The organism is Pseudomonas fluorescens (assembly GCF_001708445.1).
Classification (GTDB): Bacteria; Pseudomonadota; Gammaproteobacteria; order Pseudomonadales; family Pseudomonadaceae; genus Aquipseudomonas; species Aquipseudomonas gorinensis.
The window spans coordinates 5175500-5193698 of sequence record NZ_CP015637.1; the positions used below are offsets into that span (position 1 = coordinate 5175500).

At 60.1% G+C, this 18199-nt stretch carries 21 protein-coding genes; 15 read left to right on the plus strand and 6 right to left on the minus strand.

Translation table 11 applies throughout. The features are described from left to right. Positions 1 to 137 precede the first annotated feature (137 nt). The gene (locus A7317_RS22995; protein WP_024077247.1) at positions 138 to 641 is read right to left on the minus strand and encodes a L,D-transpeptidase family protein; all 504 of its coding nucleotides are present in this window, start codon (positions 639 to 641) and stop codon (positions 138 to 140) included. A gap of 37 nt (positions 642 to 678) precedes the next feature. Continuing rightward, positions 679 to 1227: an NUDIX hydrolase gene (locus tag A7317_RS23000; protein ID WP_069076901.1), complete on the minus strand. Its 549-nt coding sequence runs from the start codon at positions 1225 to 1227 to the stop codon at positions 679 to 681. A gap of 146 nt (positions 1228 to 1373) precedes the next feature. Between A7317_RS23000 and A7317_RS23005 the strand changes: the two genes are divergently transcribed. From A7317_RS23005 to purT, 5 genes are all read left to right on the plus strand, one after another. Next, the gene (locus A7317_RS23005; protein WP_024077245.1) at positions 1374 to 1976 is read left to right on the plus strand and encodes a CoA pyrophosphatase; all 603 of its coding nucleotides are present in this window, start codon (positions 1374 to 1376) and stop codon (positions 1974 to 1976) included. A 36-nt stretch (positions 1977 to 2012) separates the two neighbouring features. Continuing rightward, on the plus strand, positions 2013 to 2537 hold the full coding sequence (locus tag A7317_RS23010; RefSeq protein ID WP_024077244.1) for a gamma carbonic anhydrase family protein: 525 nt from the start codon (positions 2013 to 2015) through the stop codon (positions 2535 to 2537). Next, positions 2534 to 2740 carry a DUF1289 domain-containing protein gene (locus A7317_RS30265; RefSeq protein ID WP_081329246.1) on the plus strand — a complete coding sequence of 69 codons (207 nt, stop codon included), beginning with the start codon at positions 2534 to 2536 and terminating at the stop codon, positions 2738 to 2740. Before A7317_RS23010 ends, A7317_RS30265 begins: the two co-directional genes overlap by 4 nt. A 221-nt stretch (positions 2741 to 2961) precedes the next feature. After that, the gene (locus A7317_RS23015) at positions 2962 to 3429 is read left to right on the plus strand and encodes a VUT family protein (protein WP_024077242.1); all 468 of its coding nucleotides are present in this window, start codon (positions 2962 to 2964) and stop codon (positions 3427 to 3429) included. Between the two features lie 69 nt (positions 3430 to 3498). Beyond that, entirely contained in the window at positions 3499 to 4680 is a 1182-nt protein-coding gene (gene purT, locus A7317_RS23020; protein ID WP_069076902.1) for a formate-dependent phosphoribosylglycinamide formyltransferase, read from the plus strand. Positions 4681 to 4792: 112 nt separating this feature from the next. Here the strand turns inward: purT and A7317_RS23025 are convergent, their stop codons facing one another. From A7317_RS23025 to A7317_RS23035, 3 genes are all read right to left on the minus strand, one after another. Further along, positions 4793 to 6103 (minus strand): MFS transporter, encoded by a 1311-nt coding sequence (locus A7317_RS23025; RefSeq protein ID WP_024077240.1) that lies wholly within the window; start codon positions 6101 to 6103, stop codon positions 4793 to 4795. Positions 6104 to 6400: 297 nt separating this feature from the next. Beyond that, positions 6401 to 7639 carry a transporter associated domain-containing protein gene (locus tag A7317_RS23030; protein ID WP_024077239.1) on the minus strand — a complete coding sequence of 413 codons (1239 nt, stop codon included), beginning with the start codon at positions 7637 to 7639 and terminating at the stop codon, positions 6401 to 6403. Positions 7640 to 7651: 12 nt separating this feature from the next. Further along, the gene (locus tag A7317_RS23035; RefSeq protein ID WP_024077238.1) at positions 7652 to 8464 is read right to left on the minus strand and encodes a cytochrome C assembly family protein; all 813 of its coding nucleotides are present in this window, start codon (positions 8462 to 8464) and stop codon (positions 7652 to 7654) included. 234 nt (positions 8465 to 8698) lie between these two features. Between A7317_RS23035 and ffh the strand changes: the two genes are divergently transcribed. From ffh to thrC, 9 genes are all read left to right on the plus strand, one after another. Further along, positions 8699 to 10075 (plus strand): signal recognition particle protein, encoded by a 1377-nt coding sequence (ffh, locus tag A7317_RS23040; RefSeq protein WP_069076903.1) that lies wholly within the window; start codon positions 8699 to 8701, stop codon positions 10073 to 10075. Positions 10076 to 10326: 251 nt separating this feature from the next. Further along, positions 10327 to 10578: a 30S ribosomal protein S16 gene (gene rpsP, locus A7317_RS23045; protein ID WP_003175899.1), complete on the plus strand. Its 252-nt coding sequence runs from the start codon at positions 10327 to 10329 to the stop codon at positions 10576 to 10578. A 5-nt stretch (positions 10579 to 10583) separates the two neighbouring features. Continuing rightward, a complete protein-coding gene (rimM, locus tag A7317_RS23050; RefSeq protein ID WP_024077236.1) occupies positions 10584 to 11120 on the plus strand; it encodes a ribosome maturation factor RimM in 537 nt (178 codons plus the stop codon). Beyond that, positions 11102 to 11875: a tRNA (guanosine(37)-N1)-methyltransferase TrmD gene (trmD, locus tag A7317_RS23055; RefSeq protein WP_172831358.1), complete on the plus strand. Its 774-nt coding sequence runs from the start codon at positions 11102 to 11104 to the stop codon at positions 11873 to 11875. The genes rimM and trmD overlap by 19 nt, the downstream gene beginning before the upstream one ends. Before the next feature lie 45 nt (positions 11876 to 11920). Continuing rightward, positions 11921 to 12271: a 50S ribosomal protein L19 gene (gene rplS / locus A7317_RS23060; RefSeq protein WP_003175895.1), complete on the plus strand. Its 351-nt coding sequence runs from the start codon at positions 11921 to 11923 to the stop codon at positions 12269 to 12271. Between the two features lie 219 nt (positions 12272 to 12490). Beyond that, positions 12491 to 13387, plus strand: coding sequence for a site-specific tyrosine recombinase XerD (xerD, locus tag A7317_RS23065; protein ID WP_017846134.1), 897 nt, complete (start codon positions 12491 to 12493; stop codon positions 13385 to 13387). A 157-nt stretch (positions 13388 to 13544) separates the two neighbouring features. Further along, positions 13545 to 14276, plus strand: a complete 732-nt coding sequence (locus tag A7317_RS23070) for a thioredoxin fold domain-containing protein (protein ID WP_024077234.1) — start codon at positions 13545 to 13547, stop codon at positions 14274 to 14276. A gap of 129 nt (positions 14277 to 14405) precedes the next feature. Next, complete coding sequence (locus A7317_RS23075) at positions 14406 to 15710, plus strand: homoserine dehydrogenase (RefSeq protein ID WP_024077233.1); 1305 nt, start codon at positions 14406 to 14408, stop codon at positions 15708 to 15710. A gap of 67 nt (positions 15711 to 15777) precedes the next feature. Beyond that, entirely contained in the window at positions 15778 to 17187 is a 1410-nt protein-coding gene (gene thrC, locus A7317_RS23080; RefSeq protein WP_024077232.1) for a threonine synthase, read from the plus strand. An 81-nt stretch (positions 17188 to 17268) separates the two neighbouring features. On the opposite strand, the gene A7317_RS23085 is transcribed toward thrC, so the two are convergent. Continuing rightward, positions 17269 to 17490, minus strand: a complete 222-nt coding sequence (locus A7317_RS23085) for a hypothetical protein (RefSeq protein ID WP_024077231.1) — start codon at positions 17488 to 17490, stop codon at positions 17269 to 17271. A gap of 310 nt (positions 17491 to 17800) precedes the next feature. On the opposite strand from A7317_RS23085, the gene A7317_RS23090 reads away from it, so the two are divergent. Then, on the plus strand, positions 17801 to 18085 hold the full coding sequence (locus A7317_RS23090; RefSeq protein WP_041161012.1) for a DUF3509 domain-containing protein: 285 nt from the start codon (positions 17801 to 17803) through the stop codon (positions 18083 to 18085). The last annotated feature ends 114 nt before the right edge of the window (positions 18086 to 18199 follow it).

Consider the following 18199-nt stretch of genomic DNA (forward strand, 5'->3'; position numbering starts at 1 on the left):
GGTGCATGGTATCAAGTGGTATTAGAGAGGTCTTTTGGACGCGCAGAGCTGCGCAGCCCGCGGGGTGAACTGGTATTCACCGGCAGGCGCTGCCGAGGGCAGGAAATTTTTTTAATTAATCTACCAACGGTCGAAGGCTACGGCCGGATCTCGATCAGGGTGCCGTCCTTGACCAGGTTCCAGACTTCACGCATATCGACGTTACGCATGCCGATACAGCCGTCGGTCCAGTCCAGGGTGTGGAACAACTGCTCCGGGTAGTCTTCGCTGTCGGGCGTGCCGTGGATCATGATCATGCTGCCGGGCTTCACGCCCTCGCGGCGGGCGCGCGCAGAATCACTGATATTGGGGTAGGAGATGTGCATCGACAGGTAGTAGCTGTCGCTGGTCTTGCGCCAGTCAATCCAGTAGAGGCCTTCCGGTGTGCGACGGTCGCCCTCGAACAGCTTGGGCCCCTTGGGGTTTTTACCCAGGGAAATGCGGTAGGTCTTGAGGGGCTTACCGTCATTGATCAATTGCAACTGATGGGCGGACTTGAGGACCAGGATTTTCTCGACCGTTTTGCCGCCCAGGGTTTCCAGGGTGGAAGCCGGCGACAACGTGGCGAACGACAGGCAGAGCAAAGCAAACAACCAACGCATTAAAACGACTTCCCTTTGGCGACGATCGGCAGGATTGTTATTGGGCGGGCTTGGACAGCGGCGGTATGGCTTCGCTGCGCACCGGGAATGATTGCTGCCGACGGTCGGCAAAGAAATACTCCAGGGTCCGCCCGACGGTACGGAACGCCAGCTCGGACCACGGGATATCGGCTTCTTTGAACAGTTTGACTTCCAGGCTCTCGGGGCCGGCGGCAAAGTCCAGGTCCATCAGCTCGGCGCGATAGAACACATGCACTTGGCTGATGTGCGGTACATCGATCAACGTATAGATGCTCAGGTTGCGCACGCGGGCACAGGCTTCTTCCATGGTTTCGCGCATGGCGGCCTGTTCCACGGTCTCGCCGTTCTCCATGAAGCCCGCAGGCAAGGTCCAGTAGCCCAGGCGTGGCTCGATGGCACGGCGGCACAGCAGCACTTGCTCACCCCACACCGGCACGGTACCGGCAACGATATTAGGGTTCTGGTAGTGAATGGTCTGACAGTGATCACACACAAAGCGCAGGCGTGCGTCGCCTTCGGGAATGCGTTGGGTGACCGGTTTACCGCACTGGCTGCAGAAGTTCATGCTGGGGTTCCTGGAAAGTGCGTCTATCTTGGCGTGGGCGGCAGGGCCCTGCAAGTTGTCGTTTCGCGACAGCCCTCAGGTTTTGGGGTTGGGCGCCCGGCAGCTTTGGTGCATGATGCAAGGTAGCCAACAGATCGAGATGACTCATGCTGGACGAGCTACTTCGCCGGGTAAGCAATCACACGCCGCATACGCTGGAAACCGACGGGCGTTTCCCCGAGGCCGCCGTGCTGGTGCCGATTACTCGCAGTGACGAACCTGAGCTGATCCTGACCCTGCGCGCCAGCGGCCTGTCGACCCATGGCGGCGAAGTCGCGTTTCCTGGCGGGCGCCGCGATCCGGAAGACCCGGACCTGATCTTTACCGCCTTGCGCGAGGCCGAAGAAGAAATCGGCCTGCCGCCTGGCCTGGTCGAGGTGATCGGCCCCTTGAGCCCACTGATTTCCCTGCATGGCATTCGCGTCACCCCGTATGTGGGCGTGATCCCCGATTACGTCGAATACCTGGCCAACGACGCCGAAATCGCCGCTGTCTTCAGTGTGCCGCTCGATTTTTTCCGCCAGGACCCTCGCGAGCATACGCACCGCATCGACTACCAAGGGCGCAGTTGGTATGTGCCGAGCTACCGGTTTGGCGAATACAAGATCTGGGGGCTTACGGCCATTATGATTGTCGAGCTGATCAACCTGCTTTATGACGATGCCAATATCAGCCTGCATCACCCACCCAAGAGCTTCATCAATACTTAAGCCATCGTCTCCAATGGCAAGCCGTGAGGAAAAACCATGAAATACCGCTTGGGCGACGCCCGCGTCGAGACGCATCCACACAGCTGGGTGGCTCCCAATGCCACGCTGGTGGGCAAGGTCAGGCTGGAGGAGGGCGCCAACGTCTGGTTCAACGCGGTGTTGCGCGGCGACAACGAGCTGATCCTGATCGGTAAGAACAGCAACGTGCAGGACGGCAGCGTGATGCACACCGACATGGGCTACCCGCTGACTCTTGGCACCGGTGTGACCATCGGCCATAACGCCATGCTGCATGGCTGCACGGTCGACGACTACAGCCTGATCGGCATCAACGCGGTGATCCTCAACGGCGCGAAGATCGGCAAGCACTGCATCATTGGCGCCAACTCGCTGATCGGCGAAGGCAAGGAAATTCCCGATGGCTCGCTGGTGATGGGCTCGCCGGGCAAAGTGGTGCGTGAGTTGACCGAGGCTCAGAAGAAGATGCTCGAAGCCAGCGCTGCGCACTATGTGCATAACGCCCAGCGTTATGCGCGGGATCTGGTCGAGCAGGCAGAATGAACCCGGCAGAACGCCCTGTCGCCTCGCCGTGCGTGAGCATTTGCGCATTGGACGATGACGATCTCTGCACCGGTTGCCAGCGCACGGTGGATGAAATTACGCGTTGGAGTCGCATGGACAATGCCGAGCGGCGGGTGGTGCTGGGGTTGTGCCATGAGCGGGCGGTGGCAAGTGGGTTGATGTTTACCGTTCCCGGCGCCTGATTGTGGCGAGCGGGCTTGTTGTGGCGAGCGGGCTTGCCCCGCGTTGGGCTGCGAAGCAGCCCTAAAAACCCCCACCGCGGTTCGTCCGGCAGAACGCGGCGCTCTTATTGGGGCTGCTTCGCAGCCCAACGCGGGGCAAGCCCGCTCGCCACAACGCCCCGGCTCGCCACAATGATGGCTGTGCATTACCCTGTGTGCATTGCCCCTAGGTTCATCCCCCCATGCTCTTCCTGATCGCCTACATCAGCAGCGTCGTGCTGATCAACTTTGCCTTCTCCACCGCGCCGCATCTGGATGTGATCTGGTCTGCCTGGGGCGGCCTGGTGTTTATCCTGCGCGACATGGTGCAAACCCGCTTCGGTCATGGCGCGATCCTCGCCATGCTGGCGGCGCTGGTGCTGTCTTATATCACCTCCGATCCGTCCATCGCCCTGGCCAGTGCCACGGCGTTCGCGGTGTCCGAGTGCATCGACTGGCTGGTGTTCAGCATCACCAGGCGCCCGCTCCATGACCGCCTGTGGATCAGCTCGGCGCTGAGCATTCCCCTCGATACCTTTATCTTTTTCGGCTTGATCGGCGCTCTGACCCCAGCGGTGGTGGGCACCGCCCTGGCGTCGAAATTCGCTGGGGTCACCGTGGTGTGGCTGATCATGGCCTGGCGTCTGCGCAAGCGCGCCGTCGCCAACTGAGGCCAATTTTTACAGTTCATGTAAAATGCCGGCCTTTCTCCCCATGATCCGCTCCCCTGAGGACCTGAGATGACCCGAATCGGAACTCCATTGTCGCCAACCGCGACCCGCGTTTTGCTGTGTGGCTGCGGTGAGCTGGGCAAGGAAGTGGTAATCGAACTGCAACGCCTGGGCGTTGAAGTGATTGCCGTGGATCGCTACGCCAACGCGCCGGCCATGCAGGTTGCCCACCGTAGTCATGTGATCAACATGCTCGACGGCGCCGCCCTGCGTGCAGTGATCGAGGCGGAAAAACCGCACTTCATCGTGCCGGAAATCGAAGCCATCGCCACCGCCACCCTGGTGGAGCTAGAGGCCGAAGGCTTCACCGTGATCCCGACCGCGCGCGCCACGTCGCTGACCATGAACCGCGAAGGCATCCGTCGCCTGGCCGCCGAAGAGCTGGACCTGCCGACCTCGCCGTACCACTTCGCCGACACCTTCGAAGCCTACAGCAAGGCCGTGCAGGACCTGGGCTTCCCGTGCGTGGTCAAGCCGGTGATGAGTTCCTCGGGCAAGGGCCAGAGCCTGCTGCGCAGCAGCGACGACGTGCAGAAAGCCTGGGACTACGCCCAGGAAGGCGGGCGTGCCGGTAAAGGCCGGGTGATCATTGAAGGCTTTATCGACTTCGACTACGAAATCACCCTGCTGACCGTGCGTCATATCGGCGGCACCACTTTCTGCGCGCCGGTCGGCCACCGTCAGGAGAAAGGCGACTATCAGGAGTCCTGGCAGCCTCAGGCCATGAGCCCGATCGCCCTGGCAGAGTCCGAGCGTGTAGCCAAGGCCGTAACCGACGCCCTGGGTGGCCGTGGCCTGTTTGGCGTGGAGCTGTTCATCAAGGGTGATCAGGTATGGTTCAGCGAAGTGTCGCCGCGCCCGCACGATACCGGCCTGGTGACCCTGATTTCCCAGGACCTGTCGCAATTCGCACTGCACGCCCGCGCCATCCTGGGCCTGCCGATTCCATTGATTCGCCAGTTCGGCCCTTCGGCGTCGGCGGTGATCCTGGTGGAAGGGCAGTCGACCCAGACCGCATTCGCCAACCTCGGCGCCGCCTTGAGCGAGTCGGACACGGCGTTGCGTCTGTTTGGTAAGCCAGAAGTGAATGGCCAGCGCCGCATGGGCGTGGCGCTGGCGCGGGATGAGTCGATTGAAGCGGCTCGGGCTAAGGCGACCCGTGCTTCCCAAGCGGTTGTTGTAGAGCTCTAAAAGCATCGGGGGCAAGGCCCCTCCCACACTTAACCGCGTTTAATCTGTAGGAATGCGGTCAAAATGTGGGAGGGGCGGTGCGACGATTCGACTTGCCCCCGATAGCGATCTATCAGACGACGCGATTCAGATCGTTATTGCGCGTCTCTTTCAGGCACAGCACCGCAATCAAGCTGAGCAGCGCTGCCGCCGACACATACCCGCCGACATAACTCAGCCCACCCATCGCCACCAGCTTGGTCGCGAAGAACGGTGCCGCCGATGCGCCGACGATCCCGCCCAGGTTATACGCTGCCGAAGCCCCGGTATAACGCACGCGGGTCGGGAACAATTCCGGCAGCAGCGCGCCCATTGGGGCGAAGGTCACCCCCATCAGGAACAACTCCAACGCCAGGAACAGCGCCACGGCCCAGGTCGAACCGTGGGTCAACAGCGGCTCCATGGTGAAGCCCGACAGGATGGCCAGGATCGCGCCGACGATCAGCACCGGCTTGCGCCCGAATCGATCACTGGCAAGCGCCGCCAGCGGCGTCGCCAGCCCCATGAACAGCACCGCGAAGCACAGCAACCCAAGGAACGTTTCGCGGCTGTAGCCCAGCGTCGAAACGCCATAGCTCAGGGAGAACGCGGTGGTGATATAGAACAGTGCATAGCACACCACCATCGACGCGGCGCCCAGCAGGACGGGCAGCCAATGCTGGCTGAACAGCTCCACCAACGGCACCTTCACCGGCGCCTGCTTGGACACGGCATTGGCGAACACTGGGGTTTCGTGCAGTTTCAGCCGTGCATACAGGCCGACCATCACCAGGGCTGCGCTGAGGATGAACGGGATACGCCAGCCCCAGCTGCGGAACTGCTCGTCGTTCAGGTTCATGGCCAGGATCAGGAATAAGCCGTTGGCCGCCAGGAATCCGATCGATGGGCCCAGTTGCGGGAACATGCCGAACCAGGCGCGCTTGCCCTTGGGCGCGTTCTCGGTGGCCAGCAATGCGGCGCCACCCCATTCCCCGCCAAGGCCCAGGCCTTGGCCGAAACGCAGCACGCACAGCAGGATCGGCGCCCAGGCGCCAATGCTGTCATAGCCCGGCAGCAAACCGATCAGCGTGGTGCACACCCCCATCAGCAGCAGCGAGGCCACCAGAGTCGATTTGCGGCCGATACGGTCACCAAAGTGGCCGAACAGCGCCGAACCCAGCGGGCGGGCGATAAACGCGATACCGAAGGTCAGGAACGACGCCAGCATCTGCGCGGTACCGGACGACTGCGGGAAGAAGACCGGGCCGATCACCAGTGCCGCCGCGGTGGCATAGATATAGAAATCGTAGAACTCGATGGCGGTGCCGACGATGCTGGCGGTGGCAACGCGGGCGGTCGAGTTGGTCGGGGCGGCGGTTGCGGCCTCGTTATAGGTGGTGCTCATGGAGGTATCCCTGACGGTCGTTGCGCGTTTGGACGCGGATTATTATTGGGTCGAACCCCCTTGGATCAGGGTAGTGCGCGGAGCGGCTCGGGATGGGAGCAAACACCGGTCAGACACGATGCAGCGGTGCCGGACGCGCTCAGTGCGGATAGCACGCGGTCGGGCGGGGCTTGGGTAAGCCGCAGGGATTATAGGAATGGGGCCGGCGATACAACAAGGGGGCGCGCGATCTGCCAATCGCGGCAGATCAATTGTGGGAGGGGGGGCTCCCACATTCGAATGCGTTGAGTCAGGACGCTATGCGGCGACGGGTACGCGGCTGGTGTGCCAGATCAGCACCTTGCTCACCCGGTTATCCTCGGTCTCAAGGATTTCCAGGCGATAGCGGCCGATCTTCAGGCATACGGCACAATCTGGAATGGTTTCCAGTGCTTCAGTCACCAGGCCATTGAGGGTCTTGGGACCGTCGCTGGGCAGGTGCCAAGCCAGGCTCTTGTTCAGTTCGCGGATCGATGCGGCGCCGTCGATGATATAGCGGCCATCCGCCTGCGCTTCGATATGCGGGTTGTCCACACTGTGTTCGCTTTCGAATTCGCCGACAATTTCTTCGAGGATATCTTCCAGGGTGACGATGCCCAGCACTTCGCCGTACTCGTCCACCACCATGCCCAAGCGCCGTTGCTGCTTGTGGAAGTTCAGCAGTTGCAGTTGCAGCGGCGTGCTTTCCGGGACGAAGTAGGGTTCGTAGCAGGCGGCAAGCAAGGCTTCCTTGGTCAGGCTGGAATCCGGCAGCAGGTGCTGGATCAGCCGGGTGTTGAGCACGGCTTGGACCTGGTTGATATCGCTGTGGAACACTGGCAGCCGGGTGCGTTGGGAGTTGCGCAATTGCTCGATGATCGCTTCAAGCGAGTCATCCAGGTTGATGCCCTCCACTTCGCTGCGCGGCACCAGGATGTCGTTGACCGTGATGTTGTCCAGCGCGTGGATGCCGGGCAGGCCAGGGGGGCGGTTGCCTTCGGTCTCGGCCTCGGGTTCGTCATCATGGTCGGGCAGTGGTTCGTCGCTTTTTTTCACGATGCCGGGCTTGCGCGCAAAGGGGCGCAGCAATAGCAGGCTGATGCCGTTGAGCAGCCAGGCGAAGGGATAGACGATTTTCAGTGGCACGCCCAGCAGTGTGTTGCCGAAGCCCAGCACTGCTTGCGGATGGCGGGTGGCCAGCGCGCGGGGCAGGTAGTCGGCCAATATCAGCAGCACGGCACAGGAAATCAGCCAGCCGAGCCAGGGACCGTTTTGCGCCCAGGCATACATCGCCAGCAACGTGCACAGAACCACTACTGCTGCGCGGCACAGGCTATTGCACAGGATCAGGCTGTGGCGGGGAAAACCCAGGCGGGCAGCGGCCTTGTCACCCTGGCGCGTGCCGGGGCGCAGGGCCAGCAAGTGTTGCTGTGCGGCTTCAATGGCGGTAAACAGCGCCGCCCATAACACCAGCAGGGCGATTACCGCGAGCATCGGCCCCAGGGGCAAGTTGTCCATGATCGCTGCCCGTCAGATATGCAGGATGTATTCGCGGACCAGCTTGCTGCCGAAATAGGCCAGCATCAGCAGGCAGAAACCGGCCAGGGTCCAACGGATCGCCTTGTGCCCGCGCCAGCCGAGGCGGTTGCGGCCCCACAGCAGCACGCTGAACACTACCCAGGCCAGGCAAGCCAGCAGGGTCTTGTGTACCAGGTGCTGGGCAAACAGGTTTTCGACGAACAGCCAGCCAGAGATCAATGACAGCGAGAGCAGGGTCCAGCCGGCCCACAGGAAACCGAACAGCAGGCTTTCCATGGTTTGCAGCGGCGGGAAGTTCTTGATCAGCCCCAAGGGGTGCTTGTGCTTGAGCTGGTGGTCCTGCAGCAGCAGGAGCAAAGCCTGGAACACCGCGATGGTGAACATGCCGTAGGCGAGGATCGACAACAGGATATGCGCGAGGATGCCTGGCTCTTCATCGATCACCTGCACCGTGCCGGTGGGGGCGAACTGCGCCAATAACACCGTCAGCAGGCCCAGGGGGAACAACAGCACCAGCAGGTTTTCCACCGGGATACGTGCGCAGGCGATCAGCGTCAAGGCGATCACGGCAGCGGCAATCAGGCTGGCGGCGCTGAAAAAGTCCAGGCCCAGGCCGACCGGCGTCATCAGGTGGGTAAACAGGCTCGCGGCGTGTGCCACCAAGGCGAGGGCGCCAAGGCCGGACAACAGGCGCTTGTCGGCCTTGGCGCATTTGGCCAGGCGGGTGCCCTGATAGAGGGTCGCAGCGGCATATAAGAAGGCGGCGGCGAGACTGGGTAGCAAACTGGGTGACAAAGGGAGCATAAATCCTGTTAGGCAAGCCCGAAAGGCGCTGAGTTTGGCATACCCCTGCGTTCCACGAAAGACTCCAAGGCCAGACAGCGGGTGTGCACAGGCGCAGTCTTCGCTATAATCCGCGACCTGCCCACGCCGCAGGCTCGCCGAGCGCTGTTTTTAATAGCGATTTACCACAGCCTGGGCCGTCATTACCTCGGTCTACCAATGCATTTCGATGAATAGGGCCTGAAAGGATCGCGCATGTTTGAAAACTTGACTGACCGTCTCTCGCAGACGCTGCGCCACGTTACCGGCAAGGCCAAGCTGACCGAGGACAATATTAAAGACACCCTGCGCGAAGTGCGCATGGCGTTGCTGGAAGCCGACGTCGCCTTGCCTGTGGTCAAGGACTTCGTCAACTCGGTCAAGGAGCGTGCGGTCGGCACCGAAGTGTCCCGCAGCCTGACGCCGGGCCAGGCCTTTGTGAAGATCGTCCAGGCCGAGCTCGAAAGCCTGATGGGCGCGGCCAACGAAGACCTGAACCTCAGCGCCGTGCCACCGGCCGTCGTGTTGATGGCCGGTCTGCAAGGTGCGGGCAAGACCACCACCGCCGGCAAGCTGGCGCGCTTCCTTAAAGAGCGCAAGAAGAAATCCGTGATGGTGGTGTCGGCTGACGTCTATCGTCCGGCGGCCATCAAGCAGTTGGAAATGCTCGCGAGCGAAGTGGGCGTGACGTTCTTCCCGTCCGACCTGAGCCAGAAGCCGGTCGACATCGCCAATGCGGCTATTAAAGAAGCAAGACTGAAATTCATCGACGTGGTCATCGTCGATACCGCTGGTCGCCTGCACATCGATGAAGAGATGATGGGCGAGATCAAGGCGCTGCATGCCGCGATCAACCCGGTCGAGACCCTGTTCGTGGTCGACGCCATGACCGGCCAGGATGCGGCCAACACCGCCAAGGCATTTGGTGATGCACTGCCGCTGACCGGCGTGATCCTGACCAAGGTCGACGGCGATGCCCGTGGTGGTGCCGCGCTGTCGGTACGCGCAATCACCGGCAAGCCGATCAAGTTCATCGGTATGGGCGAGAAGAGCGACGCGCTCGAGCCGTTTCACCCTGAGCGGATCGCTTCGCGTATCCTCGGCATGGGCGACGTGCTCAGCCTGATTGAACAGGCCGAAGCGACCCTCGATAAAGACAAGGCCGATAAACTGGCCAAGAAGCTGAAGAAGGGCAAGGGCTTCGACCTCGAAGACTTCCGCGACCAGCTGCAGCAGATGAAGAACATGGGCGGCCTCGGCGGCTTGATGGACAAGCTGCCGAATATCGGCGGTGTGAACCTGGCGCAAATGGGCAACGCCCAGGGTGCGGCAGAGAAGCAGTTCAAGCAGATGGAAGCCATCATCAACTCCATGACCCCGGCCGAGCGCCGCGACCCTGAGCTGATCAGCGGTTCGCGCAAGCGTCGGATCGCCATGGGTTCCGGCACCCAGGTGCAGGACATCGGTCGCTTGATCAAGCAGCACAAGCAGATGCAGAAGATGATGAAGAAGTTCTCCGCCAAGGGCGGAATGGCCAAGATGATGCGCGGCATGGGCGGTATGTTGCCCGGCGGCGGCATGCCCAAGATGTAAAGATTTCGAGCGGGAGCCCAGCTCCTGCTCCGACCCACAGGGACGTGGGATCTCCAGCAAACCCGCGATTGGCGGGCGCTGACTCGCCGTTTTAACCGACGGCTCTATAGCAGATCTGAATGGCACGCTGATAGGCGCCAGAAAAAGACATTTGCAAAAGTCCGGATATTCCTTAGAATATGCGGCCTTTCGGGCACCTATGCCCGCTGTGCATTTAGATTTGCAGCACCGACTACAGGAACGATGTTCACATGCTAACAATCCGTCTTGCCCTTGGCGGCTCCAAAAAGCGCCCGTTTTACCACTTGACCGTAACCGACAGCCGCAACCCGCGCGACGGTTCGCACAAGGAACAGGTTGGTTTCTTCAACCCTGTTGCTCGTGGTCAAGAAGTTCGTCTGTCCGTGAACCAAGAGCGCGTAGCCTACTGGCTGAGCGTTGGTGCACAGCCTTCCGAGCGTGTTGCCAAGTTGTTGAAGGACTCGGCTAAGGCCGCAGCCTGAGCAATATGAACGCGACGCCAGCTGTTGCTGATGATTTGATCGTTATCGGCAAGATTTATTCTGTTCATGGCGTTCGCGGCGAAGTGAAGGTGTATTCCTTTACTGATCCGACTGAAAACCTGTTGCAGTACAAGACCTGGACGCTCAAGCGCGAAGGTAGTGTGAAACAGGTCGAGCTGGTCAGTGGACGCGGGAGCGATAAGTTCCTGGTCGCAAAGCTCAAGGGTCTTGATGATCGTGAAGAAGCTCGTCTTCTGGCTGGTTATGAGATCTGCGTGCCGCGCAACCTGTTCCCTGAATTGACCGATGGCGAGTACTACTGGTACCAGCTGGAAGGTCTGAAGGTTATCGATCAACTCGGGCAATTGTTCGGGAAAATCGATCATCTTCTGGAAACCGGCGCCAATGATGTAATGGTGGTCAAGCCTTGCGCTGGCAGCCTGGATGATCGCGAACGCCTGTTGCCCTATACCGAGCAATGCGTGTTGGCTGTCGACCTGGTAGCGGGCGAGATGAAGGTGGAATGGGACGCGGACTTCTAAGCGTGGCTAATTTGCGCATTGAAGTGATCAGTTTGTTTCCCGAGATGTTCTTCGCCATCAGCGAGTACGGCATCACCAGTCGGGCGGTGAAACAGGGGCTGTTGCAGCTGACCTGTTGGAACCCGCGAGACTACACGACGGATCGACATCACACTGTGGACGATCGCCCATTTGGCGGTGGCCCGGGCATGGTGATGAAGATCAAGCCCCTGGAAGACGCGTTGGTTCAGGCCAAGGCCGCCGCCGGGGAGAAGGCGAAGGTGATTTACCTGTCCCCTCAAGGCCGTCAGCTGAAACAGGCGGCGGTACGCGAACTGGCGAATGAGGAAGCACTGATCCTGATTGCCGGTCGCTATGAAGGCATTGACGAGCGTTTTATTGAAGCTCATGTCGATGAAGAGTGGTCGATTGGGGACTATGTCCTGTCTGGCGGTGAGCTGCCGGCGATGGTCCTGATAGATGCGGTTACACGACTGCTGCCTGGAGCTTTAGGGCATGCGGACTCTGCGGAGGAAGATTCCTTCACGGATGGTTTGCTGGATTGCCCGCACTACACCCGTCCGGAGGTGTATGCGGATCAGCGTGTTCCCGACGTATTGCTAAGTGGCAATCACGCACACATCCGGCGTTGGCGTTTACAGCAGTCCCTTGGTCGGACCTATGAACGACGCGCCGATCTTCTGGAAAGCCGCTCGCTTTCTGGAGAAGAGAAGAAGCTGCTCGAGGAATACATCCTCGCGCGGGACGATAGTTAACAACGTATCGATGGTAGGTCCGACGACTTACCTTAGGAGCACAGCATGACTAACAAAATCATCCTTGCACTCGAAGCAGAGCAGATGACCAAAGAGATCCCTACCTTTGCCCCAGGCGACACCATTGTCGTTCAGGTGAAAGTGAAGGAAGGCGACCGTTCGCGTCTGCAAGCGTTCGAAGGCGTGGTAATCGCCAAGCGTAACCGTGGTGTGAACAGTGCTTTCACTGTTCGTAAAATCTCCAACGGTGTTGGCGTAGAGCGTACTTTCCAGACCTACAGCCCGCAAATCGACAGCATGGCCGTTAAGCGTCGCGGTGACGTACGTAAAGCCAAGCTGTACTACCTGCGTGACCTGTCCGGTAAAGCAGCTCGCATCAAGGAAAAACTGGCTTAAGTCCAGCTTCCCGATGCAGAAAAAAGCAGCCTACGGGCTGCTTTTTTGTGCCTGGAATTTGTTGAAAAATCCGGGACTACGTGGCGGCTATCGCGAGCAAACCTGCCCCCACAGTTGATCGCTGCGGTTCGCGCAATCGAGTAAGACACAAAAAACTGTGGGAGTGGGCTTGCGCGCGATAGGATCTACCCGACATCACCTTCACCTGCCTGAGTCACCATGCCTGCCATCGACCACCCCTTGATCGACCGCTTCCTCGACGCCCTCTGGTTGGAGAAAGGCCTTTCGGACAACACCCGTCAGGCTTATCGCAGCGACCTGGCGCTGTTCAACGGCTGGTTGCAGGAAAAAAACCTCGAGCTGATCAATGCTGGCCGCGAGCTGATCCTTGACCATCTGGCCTGGCGTCTGGAGCAGAACTACAAGCCCCGTTCGACTGCGCGTTTCCTTTCCGGTGTGCGTGGTTTTTATCGCTACTTGCTGCGGGAAAAGCTCATTGCCCTCGACCCGACGTTGCAGGTGGATATGCCACAACTCGGTAGGCCTTTGCCCAAATCCCTGTCTGAAGCCGACGTGGATGCCTTGCTCGCCGCGCCCGACCTGAGCGAGGCCATCGGCCAGCGCGACCGCGCCATGCTCGAGGTGCTGTACGCCTGCGGCCTGCGGGTGACCGAGCTGATCAGCCTGACCCTGGAGCAGGTCAACCTGCGCCAGGGCGTGCTGCGGGTGATGGGCAAGGGCAGCAAGGAACGGTTGGTGCCGATGGGGGAGGAGGCAATTGTGTGGGTTGAACGCTACATGCGCGATGCCCGTGGCGAACTGCTCGGTGGGCGCCCCAGCGATGTGCTGTTCCCCAGCCAGCGCGGCGAACAGATGACCCGCCAGACCTTCTGGCACCGCATCAAGCACCAGGCCAAGGTGGCGGGCATCGGTAAGTCCTTGTCGCCACATACCTTGCGCCATGCGTTCGCCACCCATTTGCTCAACCACGGTGCGGATTTGCGCGTGGTGCAAATGCTGCTCGGGCACAGTGACTTATCCACAACCCAGATCTATACCCATGTGGCGCGGGCACGTTTGCAGGATATGCACGCCAAGCACCATCCGCGTGGTTGAAAACCGCCAATTTATCAGGCCACGGGCTGCCCTGCGGCCCAACTGTGGTAGGCTTTGCCGGTTAGCAAAGGGGACGGCCCAGACCTGTGTTTGCAGGCCCGTGTTTTTAGATCGGTGTGCTTGCCCGCCGTCCCTGCATCTGCCTTCAGGAGTTCCCATGCGCTTGACCCAGATTATTGCCGCCGCAGCCATTGCGTTGGTTTCCACGTTTGTCGTCGCCGATGACGCTGCCGAGCAGACCATTCGCAAGAGCCTGGCCAACTTGCAGCTCGATACGCCGATCGAAAGCATCAGCGCCAGCCCGATGGCCGGCCTGTACGAAGTCAAGCTCAAGGGCAGCCGTGTGCTGTACGCCAGTGCCGATGGCCAGTACATCGTCCAGGGCTACCTGTTCCAGCTCAAGGATGGCAAGCCGGTCAACCTGACCGAGAAAGCCGAGCGCCTGGGTGTATCCAAGCTGATCAACGGGATTCCGGTGGCTGAAACCGTGGTTTACCCAGCCATCGGCGAGACCAAGACCCACATCACCGTGTTTACCGATACCACCTGCCCTTATTGCCACAAGCTGCACGCCGAAGTGCCTGCGCTGAACAAGCTGGGTGTGGAAGTGCGCTACGTTGCGTTCCCGCGCCAGGGCCTGGGTTCGCCGGGTGACGAGCAGTTACAAGCCGTCTGGTGTTCAGCCGACAAGAAAGCGGCCATGGACAAGATGGTTGATGGCAAGGAAATCAAGGCGGACAAATGCGCCAACCCGGTTTCCAAGCAATTCGCCCTCGGCCAATCCATTGGCGTGAACGGTACACCGGCCATCGTTTTGGCTGACGGTCAAGTGATTCCGGGCTACCAGCCGGCACCGCAAGTTGCCAAACTGGCACTGAGTGCCAAGTAAACCAGTATCGTCGAACCTTTGACGATCATGGCCCGTTGAACGATCAGCGGGTCATCAATTGAAAGCCGCAGTTGTGCGGCTGTTTTCCACGGCCGACCTAGCGTCGGCCGTTTCATGGGGAGTTCTTCAGTGAAACCGGTCAAAGTAGGCATCTGTGGGTTAGGGACCGTCGGTGGCGGTACCTTCAACGTACTTCAGCGTAATGCTGAAGAAATTTCCCGCCGTGCAGGGCGTGGGATTGAAGTGGCGCAAATTGCCACGCGTTCGCCAAAGCCTCAGTTCCAAACGACCGGTATTGCGATTACCAACGATGTCTTCGCCGTGGCCACCAACCCTGAAATCGATATCGTCATCGAGCTGGTCGGCGGCTACACCGTGGCCCGCGAGCTGGTGCTCAAGGCTATCGAGAACGGCAAGCACGTGGTCACCGCCAACAAGGCGCTGATCGCCGTGCACGGCAACGAGATCTTCGCCAAGGCCCGCGAGAAGGGCGTGATCGTCGCGTTCGAAGCCGCAGTGGCCGGCGGTATTCCGGTGATCAAGGCCATCCGTGAAGGCTTGTCCGCCAACCGTATCAACTGGGTAGCCGGCATCATCAACGGCACCGGTAACTTCATCCTCACCGAAATGCGCGAGAAGGGCCGTACCTTCGAAGACGTGCTGGCTGAAGCCCAGGCCCTGGGCTACGCCGAAGCCGACCCGACCTTCGACGTCGAGGGCATCGACGCGGCGCACAAGTTGACCATCCTGGCGTCCATCGCCTTTGGTATCCCGCTGCAATTCGACAAGGCCTACACCGAAGGCATCACCCAACTGACCACGGCCGACGTGAACTACGCCGAAGCCCTGGGCTACCGTATCAAGCACCTGGGCGTGGCGCGCAGCACACCGGCCGGTATCGAGTTGCGTGTACACCCGACGCTGATCCCGGCCGATCGCCTGATCGCCAACGTCAACGGTGTGATGAACGCCGTGATGGTCAACGGTGATGCCGCCGGTTCCACCTTGTTCTACGGCGCCGGCGCCGGCATGGAGCCGACCGCTTCGTCGGTGATCGCCGACCTGGTGGACGTGGTTCGCGCCATGACCAGCGATCCGGAAAACCGCGTGCCGCACCTGGCCTTCCAGCCGGATTCGCTGTCGGCCCACCCGATCCTGCCGATCGAGGCATGCGAAAGCGCCTACTACCTGCGCATCCAGGCCAAGGACCATCCGGGCGTGTTGGCCCAGGTCGCCAGCATCCTGTCGGAGCGCGGCATCAACATCGAGTCGATCATGCAGAAGGAAGTCGAGGAACAGAACGGCCAGGTGCCTATGATCCTGTTGACCCACCGCGTGCTTGAGCAGCGCATCAACGATGCCATCACCGCTCTGGAGGCCTTGCAGGGCGTCGTGGGCCCGGTGGTGCGGATTCGCGTCGAACACTTGAACTAACCGATTTGTTCCAGGGGCCCCGTGTGTGCGGCGGCCCCTGTTCGAGAATGTTTTAGAGGAGCCAGTCATGCGTTACATCAGCACCCGCGGCCAGGCACCGGCCCTGAATTTCGAAGACGTTTTGCTGGCAGGCCTTGCCACCGACGGCGGCCTGTACGTGCCGGAGAACCTGCCACGCTTCACCCAGGAAGAAATTGCTTCCTGGGCCGGCCTGCCGTACCACGAACTGGCATTCCGGGTGATGCGCCCGTTCGTTACCGGCAGCATCCCGGATGCGGATTTCAAAAAGATCCTGGAAGAGACATACGGCGTGTTTTCCCACAGCGCCATCGCCCCGCTGCGCCAACTGAATGGCAACGAGTGGGTGCTTGAGCTGTTCCACGGCCCGACCCTGGCGTTCAAGGACTTTGCCCTGCAACTGCTGGGTCGCCTGTTGGACTACGTGCTGGAAAAGCGCGGCGAGCGCGTGGTGATCATCGGCGCTACTTCCGGTGACACCGGTTCGGCGGCCATTGAAGGCTGCAAACACTGCGAAAACGTCGACATCTTTATCCTGCACCCGCACAAGCGTGTGTCGGAGGTGCAGCGTCGGCAGATGACCACCATCTTCGGTGAGAACATCCACAACATCGCCATCGAAGGCAACTTTGATGACTGCCAGGAAATGGTCAAGAACAGCTTCGCTGACCAGAGCTTCCTCAAGGGCACGCGCCTGGTGGCAGTGAACTCGATCAACTGGGCGCGGATCATGGCCCAGATCGTCTACTACTTCCACGCCGCCCTGCAGCTGGGTGGCCCGGCGCGTTCGGTGTCGTTCTCGGTGCCGACCGGCAACTTCGGCGATATCTTCGCCGGCTACCTCGCGCGCAACATGGGCCTGCCGATCAACCAGTTGATCGTCGCCACCAACCGCAACGACATCCTGCACCGCTTCATGAGCGGCAACCAGTACGTCAAGGAAACCCTGCACGCCACCCTGTCGCCGTCGATGGACATCATGGTGTCGTCGAACTTCGAACGCCTGCTGTTCGATATGCACGGCCGTAACGGGGCTGCGCTGGCTGAGTTGATGAACAGCTTCAAGAGCGGTGGTGGTTTCAGCGTCGATCAAGAGCGCTGGACCGAAACCCGCAAGCTGTTCGACTCCCTCGCGGTGGACGATGCACAGACCTGCGAAACCATCGCTGAAGTCTATGCCCAGACCGGCGAACTGCTGGACCCGCACACCGCCATCGGTGTAAAGGCTGCGCGTGAATGCCGTCGCAGCCTGGATATCCCGATGGTGATCCTGGGCACCGCCCACCCGGTCAAATTCCCGGAAGCGGTGGAAAAGGCGGGCGTTGGCAAGGCTTTGGAACTGCCGGAGCATCTGGCCGACCTGTTCGAGCGTGAAGAGCGTTGCACAGTGCTGCCGAATGATTTGAAGGCGATGCAGGCGTTTGTCAGCCAGCATGGTAATCGTGGCAAGCCTTTGTAAGACAAATCACGAAGACAAAAACGCCGCTTTCCCTTCCTTGGGTCAGCGGCGTTTTTCGTTTCTGGCGGGCCCGCTCAAGTGTTACGAGAATAGTTTCTGGGCGACGACTATGACTGTGCCGACAGCGGCATAGAAGCCGGTCGCGATAGCCACCGGGTACCAGAACGTCTCACAGGTTATCTTCAGGGATTCTGCGTGGAGTTTGTTTTGCTCTGCATTCATGCGTGCTATCTCAGCAAAAATACGGGATACCTCGGCGTGCATCCTGTCTGTCGCTGTCTGTTGTTCATTTTGTTCTGCCATCGTATTTATCCTTCGGAATATGGGCCTTTTGACATGCGCTTTACCTGCGTGGCAGCGTGACCAGCGCTCACCGAGATAGGATTCACCTCCGGTCACAGCCGTCGGAAACCCCAAAACAGCCGCCCATTGCGTAAGCAGTCATGTGCGCCGTTTTTTGGTTGTCATGTTGCAAGCGCATGCTGGTTCTAGTCACTCCCCGAAACCCCCATAACGACGAAAAAGCGAACTTTCCTACGTTACATCCAGTCACTTAGGATAGATGCAGCTCCCGTTGAACCGATTGTTCCCGAACTATTGAGTGGTGATCGAGATGGAAAGTATCAGCCTATTGCTCGAAGAAGCACTGAGCCCTTATCAGGTTACGCTGACCGCCTCTGGTGCGCAGGGCGAGTGCCTGGTGACCGTGAAGAATCCTGCTGGCGCCATCGTGGTCGAACGTGAAGTCGACCGTGCGCAACTGACTGACAAGCGCGCTCTGGTGGATGTGGTGGATTGCCTGCTGCGCGATCTCAAAATCGCAGAGGGGCGTCTTGAACCGTCGGTGATCGCGGCCCTGCGTAACGCCGCCCAGACCCGTAGTGGGGTGTTGGCATGAAGAATTATTTTTCTTCGGAACCTTCCTACGCTATGACGAGTCAGATTTCGTAACAGTAAGAGCAAACATTGTGCTCCGGTGTTTGTGTCTTGTTGTACTGGTCTTTTTGTAGGC